The organism is Bradyrhizobium sp. YR681, from assembly GCF_000282615.1.
In the GTDB taxonomy this organism is placed as follows: Bacteria; Pseudomonadota; Alphaproteobacteria; order Rhizobiales; family Xanthobacteraceae; genus Bradyrhizobium.
This window is the reverse complement of record NZ_AKIY01000131.1, coordinates 1-15291: the sequence shown is the minus strand read 5'-3', so window position 1 is coordinate 15291 and position 15291 is coordinate 1. Positions and strand designations below refer to the sequence as shown.

Below are 15291 nucleotides of genomic sequence, written 5' to 3'. Positions count from 1 at the left end.
GGCGGCTCGCCGCCGGTGATATCCACAGGATTTCCGGCCGCGCCGAACGGCGGGATGAACTTGCGGAAGGCCGCGTCCAGATCCGGCGGCATCGACATCAGCGACAGGCCGTTGTCGACGCAGGAGTCCGACAGCAGCACGCCCGAGCCACCAGCACCGGTGATGATCAGCACGTTCTCGCCCTTCGGCGTCGGCAGCACCGGCACGCCACGGGCGAATTCGAGCAGCTGCCGCAGGCTGCGGGCGCGGATCACGCCGGACTGCGCCAACACGTCCTCGTAGATCTTGTCGTTGCCGGCGAGCGCGCCGGTGTGCGACGAGGCCGCCTTGGCACCGGCCGAGGTGCGGCCGGCCTTGAGCACAATGACCGGCTTCTTCTTGGAGACGCGCTTGGCGGCTTCCGCGAAGGCGCGGCCGTCCTTGAGGTCTTCGCAGTGCTGCGCGATCAGGTTGGTGTTCGGGTCCTGCTCGAAGAAGGCCAGCAGATCGTCCTCGTCGATATCGGACTTGTTGCCGAGGCCGACGATCGCGGAGACGCCCATCTTGGCCGAGCGCGAGAAGCCGATGATGGCCATGCCGATGCCGCCCGACTGCGACGACAGCGCGGCGTGGCCCTTGACGTCATAGGCGGTGCAGAAGGTCGCGCAGAGGTTCGCCGGCGTATAGTAGAAGCCGTAGATGTTCGGCCCCATCAGGCGGATGTCGTACTTCTTGCCGACCTCGACGATCTCGGCCTGCAGCTCCGGCGCGCCGGCCTCGGCGAAGCCCGACGGAATCAGCACCGCACCCGGGATTTTCTTCTCGCCGCATTCGGTCAGCGCCGCCGCCACGAACTTGGCGGGAATCGCGAACACCGCCGTGTCGATCACGCCGGGCACGTCCTTGACGCTCTTGTAGGCCTTGTAGCCGAGGATCTCGGCGGCCTTCGGATGGATCGGGTAGATGTCGCCCTTGTAGCCGCCGTTGATGAGGTTCTTCATCACGGAGTTGCCGATCTTGCCGTCTTCGGCGGAGGCGCCGACCACGGCGACCGCCTTCGGCTGCATGATGCGGTTCATGGCCGCGACGATCTCTTCGGTCGGGCGCGGCTTCGGCTTCGGTACATAGGCGAAGTCGACGACGATGCGCACGTCGGCGGCGATCGCGCTCTTCGCCGTCGCGAAGACAGGGTTGAGGTCGAGCTCGACGATTTCAGGGAAATCGGTGACGAGCTGCGAGACCTTGACGATGACATCCGCAAGCGCCGTGCGGTTCACTGCCTCGCCGCCGCGCACGCCCTTGAGAATCTCATGCGCCTGGATGCCGTCGAGCATCGAGAGCGCGTCTTCCTTGGTCGCGGGCGCGAGGCGGAAGGTGATGTCCTTGAGCACCTCGACCAGCACGCCGCCGAGGCCGAAGGCGACCAGCTTGCCGAACGAGCCGTCGGTGATGGAGCCGACGATGACTTCGGTGCCACCGGCCAGCATCTGCTGGACCTGGACGCCCTCGATCTTGGCATCGGACTTGTACTTCCTGGCATTGCCGAGAATGGTCTCGTAGGCCTTCTCGGCGTCCTCGGCCGTCTTGAGGCCGACGATGACACCGCCCGCTTCGGTCTTGTGGAGAATGTCCGGCGAGACGATCTTCATCACGACAGGGAAGCCCATCGAGGACGCCATCTTGCCGGCCTCGCCTGCCGACTTCGCCACGCCCTCCTTCGGCACCGGAATGCCGTAGGCGTCGCAGACCAGCTTGCCTTCCGGCGCCGTCAGGCTGGTGCGATTGTCCGCCTTGACCTGGTCAAGCACCTTGCGGACGGCATCTTTGGAATTGGACATGTGGCTTCTCCCTTGACCTGGTTCGTTCTTTGCAAAGCGCGCGCGGTTAGCGGCTGCCCGTGATGCTTGCCATTCGCCGCGCTCTGTTCCATGCGACGGAACGGAGTGGCATAAAGCCAACGTTACTCCGCCGCTTTGGATCAAAAATGGCTGGCGATGGCATTTGGTATGCCAGAAGCCAATTTGTCAAGCTGATGCACTGCTTAGAATGCCGCAAAAAATAGGCAGCTTGACATTCTGGCATGTGGTATGCCAAAAACTTTCCCGTTAATAATCCTGTAAAAGACGACTCCCACTGGAGGAGATTCGTCGTGTCACTGCGGAAACCAACCAAGGCGTTGCCGAACATGGCCGAGGCAGATATCGCAATCGTTCGTATTGCCCCGGAGAGTAGCTTCAAGAACAAGGCGTATGACGCCTTGAAGGAAGCCATCCTCAAGATGGACATCTACTCGACGCCCGAGCCGGTCATGCTCGACGAGCGCGCGTTGTCCGAGCGCCTGGGTGTCAGCCGCACACCGATCCGCGAAGCCATCGCGATGCTGGAGCAGGACGGTTTCGTCAAGACCGTTCCGCGCCGCGGCATCATGGTGGTGCGCAGGACCAAGAGCGAGATCGTCGACATGATCCGCGCCTGGGCGGCGCTGGAGAGCATGGCGGCCCGCCTCATCACCACCACCGCACGCAAGAAGGACATCACGGCGCTGCGCGACTATTTCAAGGACTTCGGCAAGGACCGCCTGCCCGAGGATCACGTCGAGGAATATTCGCGCGCCAACATCGCCTTCCACCAGGCGCTGATCTCGCTGTCGGAATCCCCGGTGCTGGTCGATCTCACCAACGACCTGCTGCTGCATGTGCGCGGCTATCGGCAGCTGACCATCGGACGCAAGGACCGCACCGCGACGTCGCTACCCGAACATCTCGGCATGATCGAAGCACTGGAAGCGCGCGACACCGAACTCGCCGAGAAGCGCGCCCGCGACCACACCCTTGGCCTTGCCGCTTACGTCGAAGCGCACGGTCAGGAACTCTTCTAGCAACGTTCACCAGAAGGGCGAAAAATTCGCCCCAGTATTGAGACCAGGGAGACAAGGCCCATGCTGAATACCGCGACCAAGTCCGAAGCACCGGGCACCGAGCAGGAATTGACGGATGGTTTTCATCTCGTCATCGACGCGCTCAAGCTGAACGGCATCAACACCATCTATAATGTGCCGGGCATCCCGATCACGGATTTGGGCCGCATGGCGCAGGCCGAAGGCATTCGCGTGATCTCGTTCCGCCACGAGCAGAACGCCGGATACGCCGCGGGCATCGCCGGTTACCTCACCAAGAAGCCCGGCGTCTGCCTCACGGTCTCAGCGCCCGGCTTCCTCAACGGTCTCACCGCGCTCGCGCACGCCACCACCAACTGCTACCCGATGATCCTGGTCTCCGGCTCCTCGGAGCGCGAGATCGTCGACCTCCAGCAGGGCGACTATGAGGAAATGGACCAGCTCGCGATCGCAAAGCCGCTGTGCAAGGCGGCCTACCGCGTGCTGCACGCCCAGGACATCGGCATCGGTTTTGCGCGCGCCATCCGCGCCGCGGTCTCCGGCCGTCCGGGCGGCGTCTATCTCGACCTGCCGGCAAAGCTGTTCGGCCAGGTGATGAACGCAGAGGCCGGCCAGAAGTCGCTGGTCAAGGTGATCGATGCCGCGCCCGCGCAGATCCCCTCGCCCGCTTCGGTGAAGCGCGCGCTCGACGTGCTCAGGAACGCAAAGCGTCCGCTCATCATTCTCGGCAAGGGCGCGGCCTACGCGCAGGCCGACGAGGAGATCAAGACCTTCGTCGAGAAGAGCGGCGTGCCGTTCCTCCCGATGAGCATGGCCAAGGGCCTGCTCCCCGACACGCATCCGCAGTGCGCCGGTGCGGCCCGCTCCACGGTGCTGAAAGAGTCGGACGTCGTCATGCTGATCGGCGCGCGGCTGAACTGGCTGCTCTCGCACGGCAAGGGCAAGAGCTGGGGCGAAACGCCGAAGAAGTTCATCCAGGTCGACATCGAGCCGAGGGAGATGGACTCCAACGTCGAGATCGTCGCGCCCGTCGTCGGCGACATCGGCTCGGTCGTCTCGGCCTTCAACCAGGCGATTGGTACGGGCTGGACCGCACCGCCGGCCGAATGGACCAAGGCGATCGTGTCCAAGCGCGACGAGAACGTCGCCAAGATGGCGCCGAAGCTCATGAACAACAAGTCGCCGATGGACTATCACGGCGCGCTCGGCGTGCTGAAGAACGTCATCAAGGATCACCCCGAGGCGATCCTCGTCAACGAAGGCGCCAACACGCTCGACCTCGCCCGCGGCGTCATCGACATGTATCGCCCGCGCAAGCGTCTCGACGTCGGCACCTGGGGCGTGATGGGCATCGGCATGGGCCAGGCGATTGCGGCGGCGCTCGAGACCGGCCATCCCGTGCTTGCAGTAGAAGGCGACTCGGCGTTCGGCTTCTCCGGCATGGAGGTCGAGACCATCTGCCGCTACAACCTTCCGATCTGCGTCGTCATCTTCAACAATGACGGCATCTATCGTGGCACCGACGTCAACAGCGTCAACGCGGATCCCGCGACGACCGTGTTCGTCAAGGGCGCGCGCTACGACAAGATGATGGAAGCCTTCGGCGGCGTCGGCGTGAATGCGACCTCGCCCGATGAACTGAAGCGCGCGGTCAACGAGGCCATGGCCTCGGGCAAGCCGACGCTCATCAACGCGGTGATCGATCCGGCCGCAGGCTCGGAGAGCGGCCGCATCGGCAACCTCAATCCGCAGAGCGTTCTGCAGAAGAAGAAGTAAGGCGTGATCCGGAAAAGTGTGAAGCGGTTTTCCGGAAAGATCACGCCCAAACAAAAAGCTAAAGCGCGGGACGCGCTTTAGTCCACCCCTCAACCCTTTATTCCCTGCCGGGTGCAGGGGCAGACAGAGTATACGGAGCAACACGATGACCAAAGCGCTCGAGGGCGTTCGCATTCTCGACTTCACCCACGTCCAGTCCGGACCGACCTGCACGCAGCTGCTCGCCTGGTTCGGCGCCGACGTGATCAAGGTGGAACGCCCGGGCGTGGGTGACATCACCCGCGGCCAGCTGCAGGACATCCCGAACGTGGACAGCCTGTATTTCACCATGCTGAACCACAACAAGCGTTCGATCACGCTCGACACCAAGAACCCCAAGGGCAAGGAAGTCCTCACCGAGCTGATCAAGAAGTGCGACGTGCTGGTCGAGAATTTCGGCCCCGGCGTGCTCGACCGCATGGGCTTCCCCTGGGAGAAGATCCAGTCGATCAACCCGAAGATGATCGTCGCCTCGATCAAGGGCTTTGGCCCCGGGCCGTACGAAGACTGCAAGGTCTATGAGAACGTCGCGCAGTGCACCGGCGGCGCCGCCTCCACTACCGGCTTCCGCGACGGCCTGCCGCTCGTCACCGGCGCGCAGATCGGCGACAGCGGCACCGGCCTGCACCTCGCGCTGGGCATCGTCACCGCGCTCTATCAGCGCACGCATTCGGGCAAGGGCCAGCGCGTCACCGCCGCAATGCAGGACGGCGTGCTCAACCTCGCCCGCGTCAAGCTGCGCGACCAGCAGCGGCTCGAGCGCGGCCCGCTCAAGGAGTACAGCCAGTTCGGCGAAGGCATTCCGTTCGGCGATGCCGTGCCGCGCGCCGGCAACGATTCCGGCGGTGGCCAGCCCGGCCGCATCCTGAAGTGCAAGGGTTATGAGACCGATCCGAACGCCTACATCTACTTCATCACCCAGGCCCCGGTCTGGGAGAAGATCTGCGACGTGATCGGCGAGCCGACCTGGAAGACCGATCCGAACTACGCCAAGCCGGCAGCCCGCCTGCCGCGCCTGAACGAGATCTTCGCCCGCATCGAGCAGTGGACGATGACCAAGACCAAGTTCGAGGCGATGGAAGTCCTCAACAAGGACGACATTCCCTGCGGCCCGATCCTGTCGATGAAGGAGATTGCGGAAGACCAGTCGCTGCGCGCGACCGGCACCGTGGTCGAGGTCGATCATCCGACCCGCGGCAAGTACATCTCGGTCGGCAACCCGATCAAGCTGTCGGATTCGCCGAGCGACGTCGAGCGTTCCCCGCTGCTCGGCGAGCACACCGACGAAATCCTGCGCAGCGTGCTCGGCTTCAGCGACCACCAGGTCGCCGAGATCCACAAGTCCGGCGCGCTCGACCCGCCGCAGAAGCAGGCCGCCGAGTAAGCGGGATTGGCTCAAGACACGAAAGGCCGCCGGTTTCGGCGGCCTTTTTGTTGGCTGCGGGAGGGACTGCATCCCGCAATCGGCACGCTGGCCGCGATCAGCCATCCAGCGCCAAATTAAACACGGCTCCCGCGGAACCGACGCGGTGGCCCGCCGTTATTCTTTCGCCGGCGCGCTCTCGGAAACGCGAGTGTGCCGCTTCCACAGCGAGTGACCGAGCGCCTCGCAGAATATCTGCCCAATGCTGAAGAATTGTCCGCCCTCTTGACCCGAGGGCGCCAAGTCGATTGAACTCAGCTTGCGAGCGGGAGGCGTCGCGTCCAGCACTCGCCGGGACTACGCCCGTTGATCAAGCCGAGGACGACATGTTGAAAGATCAAACCCCCGATCGGGCCAAGCGTGAAGCCAACAAGGCGTTCAAGCCTGTCAAAACGCAACAGCCGATGAATGACTATGCGAAGGACCAGCACTCCTTCAACGAGAACCGGGAGCGTCTGAAAGCAGAGCGATTGGCCCGCGAGGCCAAGCCGGATGAACGCTCCGAATAGTAAGCATCGTGAAGGGGCGTCTGAAGATCGACGCCTGCCCTCGGCCTAGAGCATCGAGAGCACGACGATCCCGTCTTCGAGCTCGCCTGAAGCCAGCCGTATCCGCGCGATGCGCTCGAACTCCGTCCGGTACTTCTGAAGGTAGCTGAAGGCCTGCTTCTGGGTCTGAAACGTGGTGGCAAGCCGGCACATCTGTCGCCCTGCGCCAAGCGCGAGAAAAAAGGTGATTGTGCCGCCGCTATCCGGCTTGATCCTAGGCACGATCCGCACTCTCTAGCATGTGACCGGCCTCCAGATTTTCAGCGCGATTGACGTCGACTACGGTGAGAGTTTCCTCTTGCGCTTTTTCGGCGCAGGCACCGGCAACGACGCGCGAAGAGCTGCCTCCGCAGCTTCCTTGGCCTCACGCAGCTCGCGCAGCCGCGCCATGTTCTTGCGAAGTTCGGCAGATTGCTTTTCGGCATCCGCCATCGCCCGCGCCCCCTCTTCGGCCGCCAGACGTTGGCGATCGGAGCGCGCGATACCCGCGGGCGAAAGTTCTGCCGATTTCCTGGCGCTCATCTCTCACCTGCTCGACAACGGACAAAACCCGCTCAATCCTTACGATCGAGCGGGTCGCATGGCCGTTTCAGTACATCCGTGAAACGGCACTGGAGAGCTTAAGCCAGCGAGAGATTCTCAGCGCTGACCTTGCCCCGCATCTTGTCGGTCTTGGCCTCGAAGTTGACCTTCTGGCCCTCGGCGAGACCCGCAAGACCCGCACGCTCGACCGCGCTGATGTGAACGAACACGTCGTTGCCACCGTCGTCGGGCTGAATGAATCCAAAGCCCTTCTGGCCGTTAAACCACTTCACTGTACCTGTCGGCATTCTTCTTCTCCAAAGCGCACAAACGCGCAGTCCGCGTGACGCTCACGCAGAATCGTTTCAATTCGTCGATGTCTCTGGAAAAGGAGCCCGCGGGCGCATTCAACAAGGCACAGCGGCTGAACGAACGTGTTTAAAGTATACCTCACCATCGACATTAGCAAGGCTTCGACCGGATTTAATCGCGCCCGCGCCTTTGGTGGAACCTGTGCCGGTTCGAGGATGCGCGGCCGAACTCTCCGGGTCCCCCGGGGCTCCGACATGACAAAGGACGATCCCTGCCTGTTTTGACGCGTTTTCTCTGCGCGAACCGGCATCCACTTCGCTCGAACACGCTCTAATACCGCGCCCGTGGCACGATCCGCGCGAGCAGAGGAAGGCGTGAGTGCCACAGCATGCAATCGCGCGCGCGGGCGGTCTGGCCGGCCGCAAGCTCGGAAAGCTGCTCGCGTGAGAACACATGCCGCTCGCAGAAGAACGGTCGAAGCGGCGTACGCGAGAAGAACCTGTAGAAGAGCGCGCATCGGTCGCGCGCGATCGCCGGACGCCCGCGATGGTAGTGGCTGGCGACGTCCGCGAAGATCACGGTGCCGGCCATGCCGGTGCAGGTCGTCACGTCGCCACGATCCAGTTTCGAGCCGAGTCTCTCCTCCAGCATTTCCTCCGTCAGGACCGGAAAGTTGGCGCCGTCGAGCTTGTCGCAGCCCGGAAAGGAGCGGTGCAGGATTTCAAGCGGCCCGTATCCTCATCGACGTCATGCAGGTAGACGATCATCCTGACCATCCGCCGATCCTCGACGTCGCGATGCCATCTGCGTGCCGCCCACCTGCCGGCCGTCGGCCATGGTGTAGAAGAAATTCATGGTGTCATAAGCCACAGGCAGGCCGAGATAGGTCTCGACGATGTCGAGGATGCGATCGTTGAGGGCCCAGCGGACGATATGCGGATGACGCATCAGATCCCGGGCGCCGACCTGCACGGTATAGTCGCCGGCAAACTCGCCCGATCGAGCGCGGAGGGAATAGGCGTTCGCGATGCCGGTTGCCGACGCCCAAAGCGCGTCCGTGCCCGGCAGACCAAGCTTGTCGAGAGAGGTGATGTAGACGCCGTTCTTCTCCAGCCCGGCGACGATGTCGATGTCGAGCGGCGAGAGCTTGGGCAGGCGCGGCTTGTGAGATGCGCGCGCCTCGTCGTAGGCCTTGTTCAATTCTCGACTGATAGCCGGCATTCCGATCAATCTCGAGGCGGTCTCCGCTGGCAGGCTGCGGACCCGGCGCAGGCCCGGTATCGCAGCGTCGTCTGCTTCATGTCGCAAATTCCTCTGGTGCGATGGATTCGTCGCGCGGCCATGTCGTGACACGCGGCCTGCGACGGACTCATCGCTGAGACTAGAGGCTAAAATCCGGCTCAAGTGTTTCGAAACATATCGGAGCCAACATGCTCGCAAATTGTGCGAACGCTGCGCATGATACGCACGTCGTCCCATCACGGCGCGCGCTACGGCTTGCGCAAAGTCATGCCGTCGTGTCGAGAAGGACGATGGCTTCACGCCGCAGGAGCGAGCGACAATCCGACGACCGGTCGTGATCGATTGGTATTCACGATGACGCTCAGGACGTAGCGGCAAGCTCCTCGAAGCAGAACGAATCCGGCCGGTGATCGACAGGATATTCCCGTTCGACCAGGCCAAGGAGGCACTCGCCTATCTCGAACAAGGGCGCGCCAAGGGGAAGGTCATCGTACAGATGAGGTGAAAAATTCCGGCGAATGCTGTCGGATCGGCAGCGTCCCGGTCGTCCTCGGGACATGAATGGGCCATAGACGCTGGTGTCGGCCCATCAATTCGAAGAGGATAACAACCATGCCCGGCACTGTCCGCCTGCACCGCGTTCTCGCCGCCAGCCCGGAGAAAGTCTATCGCGCCTTCCTCGAGGCCGATGCGCTGGCGAAATGGCTTCCGCCGAACGGCTTCACCTGCACCGTGCATCATCTCGAGCCCAAGATCGGCGGGACGTTCAAGATGTCGTTCCGGAATTTCACGACGGGTCACGGCCACGCCTTCGGCGGGGAATATCTCGAGCTCGTGCCTGGCGAGCGCCTCCGCTACACCGACAGGTTCGACGACCCCAATCTGCCCGGCGTGATCGAGGTGACCGTGACGCTGAAGAAGGTCTCGGTCGGCTCCGAGGTCGAGATCACGCAGTCCGGCCTGCCCGACGTCATCCCCGTCGAGGCCTGCTATCTCGGTTGGCAGGAATCGCTGCGAAACCTGGCAAGGCTCGTCGAGCCCGAGATCAACCAGTAACGCGCCGAAACGAAGGGATTGGCGGGCGCCCTACGCGTCCGCCTTCGGCTCGCGCCCGCCGCCGGCGGTCCAGCGATCGGGATCGGGACTGTGTCCGATCAGCGCGAGGCCGTAGGCGATCGATTCGAACTGGTCGCCCGACATCAGCCGCTCGTTGCCGAAGCGGTCGGCGAACAGCTTTCGGACCGCGGGCACGAATGAGGTGCCGCCGGTCAGGAACACCTTCTCCACCTCGCGCGCGGTGATGCCGGCCTCGCCCAGCACCTTGTCGACCGTCGCGCCCAGCCGGGCGATGTCATCGGCGATCCAGGCTTCGAAATTCTTCCGCGTGATGGTCGAGCCGATCTCGACGCCGCCGCCCTTGAAACGGAAGTCCACCTCGTCGTGGCCCGACAGCGCGACCTTGGCGTCGGACACCGCGCGGTAGAGCGAAAAGCCGAGATCGAGGTCGACGATGGTGATGAAATCCTCGAGCAGCTTCGGCTTCAGTGCGGTGCGCGCCAGCTCCCGCAGTTCGCGCAGATCGCCGTTGCTCTTCATCATCGCGAGCTGATGCCAGCGCGCCAGGTTGGTGTAGTGGCCGCCAGGGACCGGCAGCACCTTGTCGAACGAACGGAAGCTCGAGCCCTTGCCGAGCCGTGGCGAGACGACGTGGTCGACGATGCGGTAATCGAACGTGTCGCCGGCAATGCCGATGCCGGCGTGTCCCAGCGGCTCGGCGCGCAGGCTGCCTCCCGCGCGCGAAAAGCGCATCACCGAAAAATCGCTGGTGCCGCCGCCGAAATCCGCGACCAGTACGGTGGCATCGCGCTCGAGCCTTCGGGCGAAGGAGAACGCCGCGCCCACGGGCTCGTAGACATAGCGCGCGTGACCGGCGCCGAGACGCTCGAACGCGGCCCGGTAACGCTGCATGGCCAGCGCCTCGTCGGGATTGCCACCGGCGAAGCGCACCGGGCGGCCGACCGTGATGTTGGCCGCCTCGAAGCCGAATTTGTCGCCGCCATGGCGCGCCAGCGTGCGCAAAAACGCCGCCAGGATGTCCTCGAACTTGAAGCGCTGCCGGAACACCTGGGTGGTGTTGAAGCTCGAGCTCGCGGCAAAAGTCTTGAAGGACTGGAGGAAGCGGTAGACGTGGCGCCCTTCGAGGAACTGCTCGATCGCCCAGGGGCCGCCTTCGGCCTGGGCGCCGGCACCCGGCCGGTCCTCCCAGAAGCACAGCGCCGAGACGTAGGTGCTGTGGCGCTGCCCGCCGTGGTCGAAGCGGATGGCCTCGACCCGGCGGTCGTCCGCCGCGAGAGCCACGACCGTGTTGCTGGTCCCAAAATCGATGCCGATCGAGACGGCGGGCGAGGCGCTCGACATGAACCACTCTGACAGATGATTGGAAAAGGGGGCAGACCTCTACCGGCTTCGCGCCCCGCTGCCAAGGCCCCGTTTGTCGACGCAGACGGGCCGAATCACCTGAATTCGGCGGCTTTTTGGCATTTGACGCCCAAATCGGCCGCTTTAACGGACTGTATGCTGCAATGCGAAGGGCTCCATGCTGCTATGCAATGGAATGCATGGACACTGGCATCTGGTATACGTAGATTGCCTTTCGAAATGAGACAGCACTACTGACCGTCTTGAGAAAGGGATTTCAGATGTCCAAGACCGCCGCCGTCGCTCTCGCCCCCTCCGCCTCGCTGCTCACCCGTTTTCTGGCCGCAGTCGACCGTTTCCTGATGGCCAGCGCCGAGATCTCGAATCACAACGGCGACCTGCCGCGTTTCGGGCTGTAAGCGCGCATTTCCGGCGCCGCGGCAACGGCGCGCCGGTTTCAAACCCGCCGACATACGACTTATGATGAATGGCCCCGCAGGACGGGGCCATTTCTACTTGTGCTGTCCTGAGTCACAGCCGCAACCGGTAAAGGTCCTGCGGCATTTGCGCACGGTGACCAGACCAGCGCTTGAACCTTGGCATAATGAATACAAGAATGCCCCTCCAGCGCTCGCAGAAAAATTAGAGGCGCCACGGGAGGCTTTATGACGGACATGGTGCAGGCAACGGCCCCTACAGCCGCGCGCGTTAGCGACACGTATCGCTGGGCGCAATTGGCGGTCGGTGTAGCGGCGATGGTGATGATCGCCAATTATCAATACGGCTGGACGTTCTTCGTCCCCGACATCCAGAAGAAGTTCGGCTGGGATCGCGCCTCGATCCAATGGGCCTTCACGCTCTTCGTCCTGTTCGAGACCTGGCTGGTGCCGGTCGAAGGATGGTTCGTCGACAAATACGGTCCGCGCATCGTCGTGCTGATCGGCGGCATTCTCTGCGCCGCCGGCTGGGCGATCAACGCGCAGGCGACCACGCTCAACGGCTACTATCTCGGCATGATCATCGCGGGCATCGGTGCCGGCGGCGTCTACGGCACCTGCGTCGGCAACGCGCTGAAATGGTTTCCGGACAAGCGCGGTCTTGCTGCGGGCATCACGGCGGCCGGCTTCGGTGCAGGCTCCGCGCTCACCGTCGCGCCGATCCAGGCCATGATCAAGGACAGTGGCTTCCAGACCACCTTCCTCTATTTCGGCCTTGGACAAGGCATCATCATCTGCATCCTCGCCTTCTTCCTGCTCGCGCCGAAAGCAGGCCAGGTGCCGGCCGTGGTGGCGAACGCGAATCTGGTGCAGACGCGCCGCAACTACCAGCCGACCGAGGTGCTGCGTCAGCCGATCTTCTGGCTGATGTACTTCATGTTCGTGATCGTCGGCGCGGGCGGCCTGATGGTGACGGCCAACCTGAAGCCGATCGCGGTCGACTGGAAGGTCGACAGCGTTCCGGTGACGCTGATGGCGGTGACGATGACGGCGGTGACCTTCGCGGCCACGATCGACCGCGTGCTCAACGGCCTGACGCGCCCGTTCTTCGGCTGGATCTCCGACATGATCGGCCGCGAGAACACGATGTTCATCGCCTTCGGCATGGAAGGGTTCGGCATCTGGATGCTTTACCTCTGGGGCCACGATCCGATCTGGTTCGTGCTGCTCTCGGGCTTCGTGTTCTTCGCCTGGGGTGAGATCTACTCGCTGTTCCCCTCGACCTGCACCGACACGTTCGGCTCGAAGTTCGCGACCACCAATGCGGGCCTGCTCTACACCGCAAAGGGCACCGCCGCGCTGCTGGTGCCGATCGCCAACTACATGCAGCAGTCGTCGGGCACCTGGGACAGCGTGTTCATCATTGCCGCCGGCGCCAACATCCTCGCCTCGGCACTGGCGATCGCGGTGCTGAAACCCTGGCGCAAGATCGTGGTCGCCAAATCGACCGTCTGACGCGCTTCACCGCAGTTCATTTGCAGCATGACGCCCGGCCTCACGGCCGGGCGTTTTCGTTTTTGCAGAACCTGCGCCTGCCGCCGCCACCAAAGGGAACCGCGCGCTTTTTCTTGCGCCGCATCACAAGATTGGGCTTGCCTTCTGGAATATGGTATACCAATCTCCCCGCCGCGCTTGCGACGATAAGCCACAATATTTGCGACACTGGGTCACCTTGCAATCCCAGGATGCAATCAATCAGGCGCGTTGGGAGGTTCTTGATGATTTCCAGCACGGACGGCGCCGTTACGGCCGCGCCTCTTCGCACAGGTTTCCGTTGGCTCCAGCTCGGCATGGGCATCGTCTGCATGGCGATGATCGCCAATCTGCAATACGGCTGGACGCTGTTCGTCGATCCGATCGATGCGGCCCACCATTGGGGACGCGCCGCGATCCAGCTCGCTTTCACCATCTTCGTCGTCACCGAAACCTGGCTGGTGCCGGTCGAGGCCTGGTTCGTCGACAAATACGGCCCGCGCATCGTCATCATGTTCGGCGGCGTGATGATCGCGCTGTCCTGGGTGCTCAACTCCTACGCCGATAGCCTCACCCTGCTCTACGCAGCCGCGATCGTCGGCGGCATGGGCGCGGGCGCGGTGTACGGCACCTGCGTCGGCAACGCGCTGAAATGGTTTCCGGACCGTCGGGGCCTTGCCGCCGGCGCGACAGCCGCCGGATTCGGCGCCGGCGCCGCGCTCACCGTGGTCCCGATCGCGACCATGATCGCTGCGAGCGGTTATCAGCACGCATTCTTCACCTTCGGCATCGGCCAGGGGCTGATCGTGTTCGTGCTCGCCTTCTTCATCCAGCCGCCGCGGCTCTCGATTCCGCCGAAGAAGAAGCAGCTCAATCTGCCGCAGACCAAGATCGACTTCACCCCGCCGCAAGTGCTGCGCACCCCTATTTTCTGGGTGATGTATCTCGTTTTCGTCATGGTCGCCTCGGGCGGCCTGATGACCGCGGCCCAGATCGGCCCGATCGCGCACGACTTCAAGATCGCCGACACGCCGGTGACGCTCGCCGGCTTCCAGATGGCGGCGCTGACCTTCGCGATCTCGCTCGACCGCATCTTCGACGGCTTCGGCCGTCCCTTCTTCGGCTGGGTCTCCGACACGATCGGCCGCGAGCACACCATGTTCATCGCGTTCGGCACCGCGGCGGCGATGCTGCTGACGCTGTCGGCCTATGGTCACGTTCCCGTTGTCTTCGTGCTCGCGACCGCGGTTTACTTCGGCGTGTTCGGCGAGATCTACTCGCTGTTCCCCGCCACCTGCGGCGACACGTTCGGTTCGAAATACGCGACCACCAACAACGGCATGCTCTACACCGCGAAGGGCACCGCATCCCTGCTCGTCCCGCTCGCGAGCGTGATTTCGGCAACCTATGGCTGGAAGGCCGTGTTCGTGGTCGCGGTGGCGTTGAACGCGACTGCCGCGCTGATGGCACTGTTCGTGATCAAGCCGCTGCGCCGCTCCTTCATCCTCGGCAAGGAAGCCGAAAGCGCCAACACCGCGACGGGCGCTGCCAAGACCGAGACGGCGTAAGCCGCCACATCCACTGCACGATCGAGACAGGGGCGCAGCGATGCGCCCCTTTTCATTTTGGCCCGACGACAAACGTCAGCATCGCTGCCTCAAGATTTTTCGGATCAGCCAAATCCAGCGCTTGACGATTGGCATTATGTATACCACACTTCGCTGGTCATTTCACCCAGGGAGGTTGCAATGCTGGTCGGAGACATCCTGCGCAAGAAGACACCGCGCGTTGTCACGGTGCGAATGAACGAAACGGTGGGTATCGCCGCCAAGCTGATGCGCGCCAACAACATCAGCGCGCTCGTGGTCAAGGACGTGGTGCGTTCTGAAGGCAACACCGCCGTCGGCATGTTCACCGAGCGCGACGTGGTGCGCGCGGTGGCCGAGCACGGCGCCAATGCCATCAACGTCAAGGTCTCGCAGCTCGTCTCGGTGCAGCAGCTGGTGTCCTGCACCTCATCAGACACGATCGAGCACGTCCGGCATCTGATGAACCGCAATCACATCCGTCATCTGCCCGTGATCGACGATTACAGCCTCGTCTCCGTCATCAGCATGCGCGACATCGCGGCTGCCGTCGACGAGGCGATCAACGGCTCGCCGCAAG

The 15291-nt window shown here is 63.3% G+C and carries 17 protein-coding genes and 1 pseudogene; 10 read left to right on the top strand and 8 right to left on the bottom strand.

Annotation, left to right across the window (positions count from 1 at the left end):
- Positions 1-1817, bottom strand: a 1817-nt coding sequence (locus PMI42_RS11960; protein ID WP_008134120.1) for an acetate--CoA ligase family protein, incomplete at its 3' end; no start/stop codon positions are given.
- Positions 1818-2164: 347 nt separating this feature from the next.
- On the opposite strand from PMI42_RS11960, the gene PMI42_RS11955 reads away from it, so the two are divergent.
- The 4 genes from PMI42_RS11955 to PMI42_RS11940 all read left to right on the top strand — a co-directional run bounded on the left by PMI42_RS11955 (position 2165) and on the right by PMI42_RS11940 (position 6622).
- Positions 2165-2857 (top strand): GntR family transcriptional regulator, encoded by a 693-nt coding sequence (locus tag PMI42_RS11955; RefSeq protein WP_162137408.1) that lies wholly within the window; start codon positions 2165-2167, stop codon positions 2855-2857.
- Positions 2858-2917: 60 nt separating this feature from the next.
- The gene (oxc, locus tag PMI42_RS11950) at positions 2918-4651 is read left to right on the top strand and encodes an oxalyl-CoA decarboxylase (protein WP_008134116.1); all 1734 of its coding nucleotides are present in this window, start codon (positions 2918-2920) and stop codon (positions 4649-4651) included.
- Between the two features lie 145 nt (positions 4652-4796).
- On the top strand, positions 4797-6074 hold the full coding sequence (gene frc / locus PMI42_RS11945; RefSeq protein ID WP_008134113.1) for a formyl-CoA transferase: 1278 nt from the start codon (positions 4797-4799) through the stop codon (positions 6072-6074).
- Between the two features lie 365 nt (positions 6075-6439).
- Positions 6440-6622, top strand: coding sequence for a hypothetical protein (locus tag PMI42_RS11940; RefSeq protein WP_008134112.1), 183 nt, complete (start codon positions 6440-6442; stop codon positions 6620-6622).
- Positions 6623-6667: 45 nt separating this feature from the next.
- Here the strand turns inward: PMI42_RS11940 and PMI42_RS11935 are convergent, their stop codons facing one another.
- The 5 genes from PMI42_RS11935 to PMI42_RS11915 all read right to left on the bottom strand — a co-directional run bounded on the left by PMI42_RS11935 (position 6668) and on the right by PMI42_RS11915 (position 8716).
- Positions 6668-6892: a hypothetical protein gene (locus PMI42_RS11935; protein WP_035965358.1), complete on the bottom strand. Its 225-nt coding sequence runs from the start codon at positions 6890-6892 to the stop codon at positions 6668-6670.
- A gap of 48 nt (positions 6893-6940) precedes the next feature.
- Positions 6941-7183 carry a hypothetical protein gene (locus tag PMI42_RS11930; RefSeq protein ID WP_008134110.1) on the bottom strand — a complete coding sequence of 81 codons (243 nt, stop codon included), beginning with the start codon at positions 7181-7183 and terminating at the stop codon, positions 6941-6943.
- A gap of 98 nt (positions 7184-7281) precedes the next feature.
- On the bottom strand, positions 7282-7491 hold the full coding sequence (locus tag PMI42_RS11925) for a cold-shock protein (protein WP_008134109.1): 210 nt from the start codon (positions 7489-7491) through the stop codon (positions 7282-7284).
- A 334-nt stretch (positions 7492-7825) separates the two neighbouring features.
- Complete coding sequence (locus tag PMI42_RS11920; protein ID WP_008134108.1) at positions 7826-8146, bottom strand: hypothetical protein; 321 nt, start codon at positions 8144-8146, stop codon at positions 7826-7828.
- 96 nt (positions 8147-8242) lie between these two features.
- Positions 8243-8716: a hypothetical protein gene (locus PMI42_RS11915; RefSeq protein ID WP_008134107.1), complete on the bottom strand. Its 474-nt coding sequence runs from the start codon at positions 8714-8716 to the stop codon at positions 8243-8245.
- Between the two features lie 406 nt (positions 8717-9122).
- Between PMI42_RS11915 and PMI42_RS37895 the strand changes: the two are divergent.
- Positions 9123-9242 (top strand): annotated as a pseudogene (locus tag PMI42_RS37895) (zinc-binding dehydrogenase); the annotation flags it as partial.
- A gap of 107 nt (positions 9243-9349) precedes the next feature.
- On the top strand, positions 9350-9793 hold the full coding sequence (locus PMI42_RS11910; RefSeq protein ID WP_008134105.1) for an SRPBCC family protein: 444 nt from the start codon (positions 9350-9352) through the stop codon (positions 9791-9793).
- 30 nt (positions 9794-9823) lie between these two features.
- Here PMI42_RS11910 and PMI42_RS11905 read toward each other — a convergent pair whose 3' ends face one another.
- Positions 9824-11155 carry an Hsp70 family protein gene (locus PMI42_RS11905; RefSeq protein WP_008134103.1) on the bottom strand — a complete coding sequence of 444 codons (1332 nt, stop codon included), beginning with the start codon at positions 11153-11155 and terminating at the stop codon, positions 9824-9826.
- A 281-nt stretch (positions 11156-11436) separates the two neighbouring features.
- On the opposite strand from PMI42_RS11905, the gene PMI42_RS40020 reads away from it, so the two are divergent.
- Positions 11437-11574, top strand: a complete 138-nt coding sequence (locus PMI42_RS40020) for a hypothetical protein (protein ID WP_008134101.1) — start codon at positions 11437-11439, stop codon at positions 11572-11574.
- Between the two features lie 246 nt (positions 11575-11820).
- Positions 11821-13107: an oxalate/formate MFS antiporter gene (oxlT, locus tag PMI42_RS11900; protein WP_008134099.1), complete on the top strand. Its 1287-nt coding sequence runs from the start codon at positions 11821-11823 to the stop codon at positions 13105-13107.
- 40 nt (positions 13108-13147) lie between these two features.
- On the opposite strand, the gene PMI42_RS39065 is transcribed toward oxlT (PMI42_RS11900), so the two are convergent.
- A complete protein-coding gene (locus tag PMI42_RS39065) occupies positions 13148-13384 on the bottom strand; it encodes a hypothetical protein (protein WP_157195739.1) in 237 nt (78 codons plus the stop codon).
- On the opposite strand from PMI42_RS39065, the gene oxlT (PMI42_RS11895) reads away from it, so the two are divergent.
- The gene (oxlT, locus tag PMI42_RS11895; protein WP_008134097.1) at positions 13371-14693 is read left to right on the top strand and encodes an oxalate/formate MFS antiporter; all 1323 of its coding nucleotides are present in this window, start codon (positions 13371-13373) and stop codon (positions 14691-14693) included. The two genes, PMI42_RS39065 and oxlT (PMI42_RS11895), sit on opposite strands and share 14 nt — an antisense overlap.
- 180 nt (positions 14694-14873) lie before the next feature.
- A partial coding sequence (locus PMI42_RS11890; RefSeq protein WP_008134095.1) for a CBS domain-containing protein occupies positions 14874-15291 on the top strand: 418 nt, incomplete at its 3' end.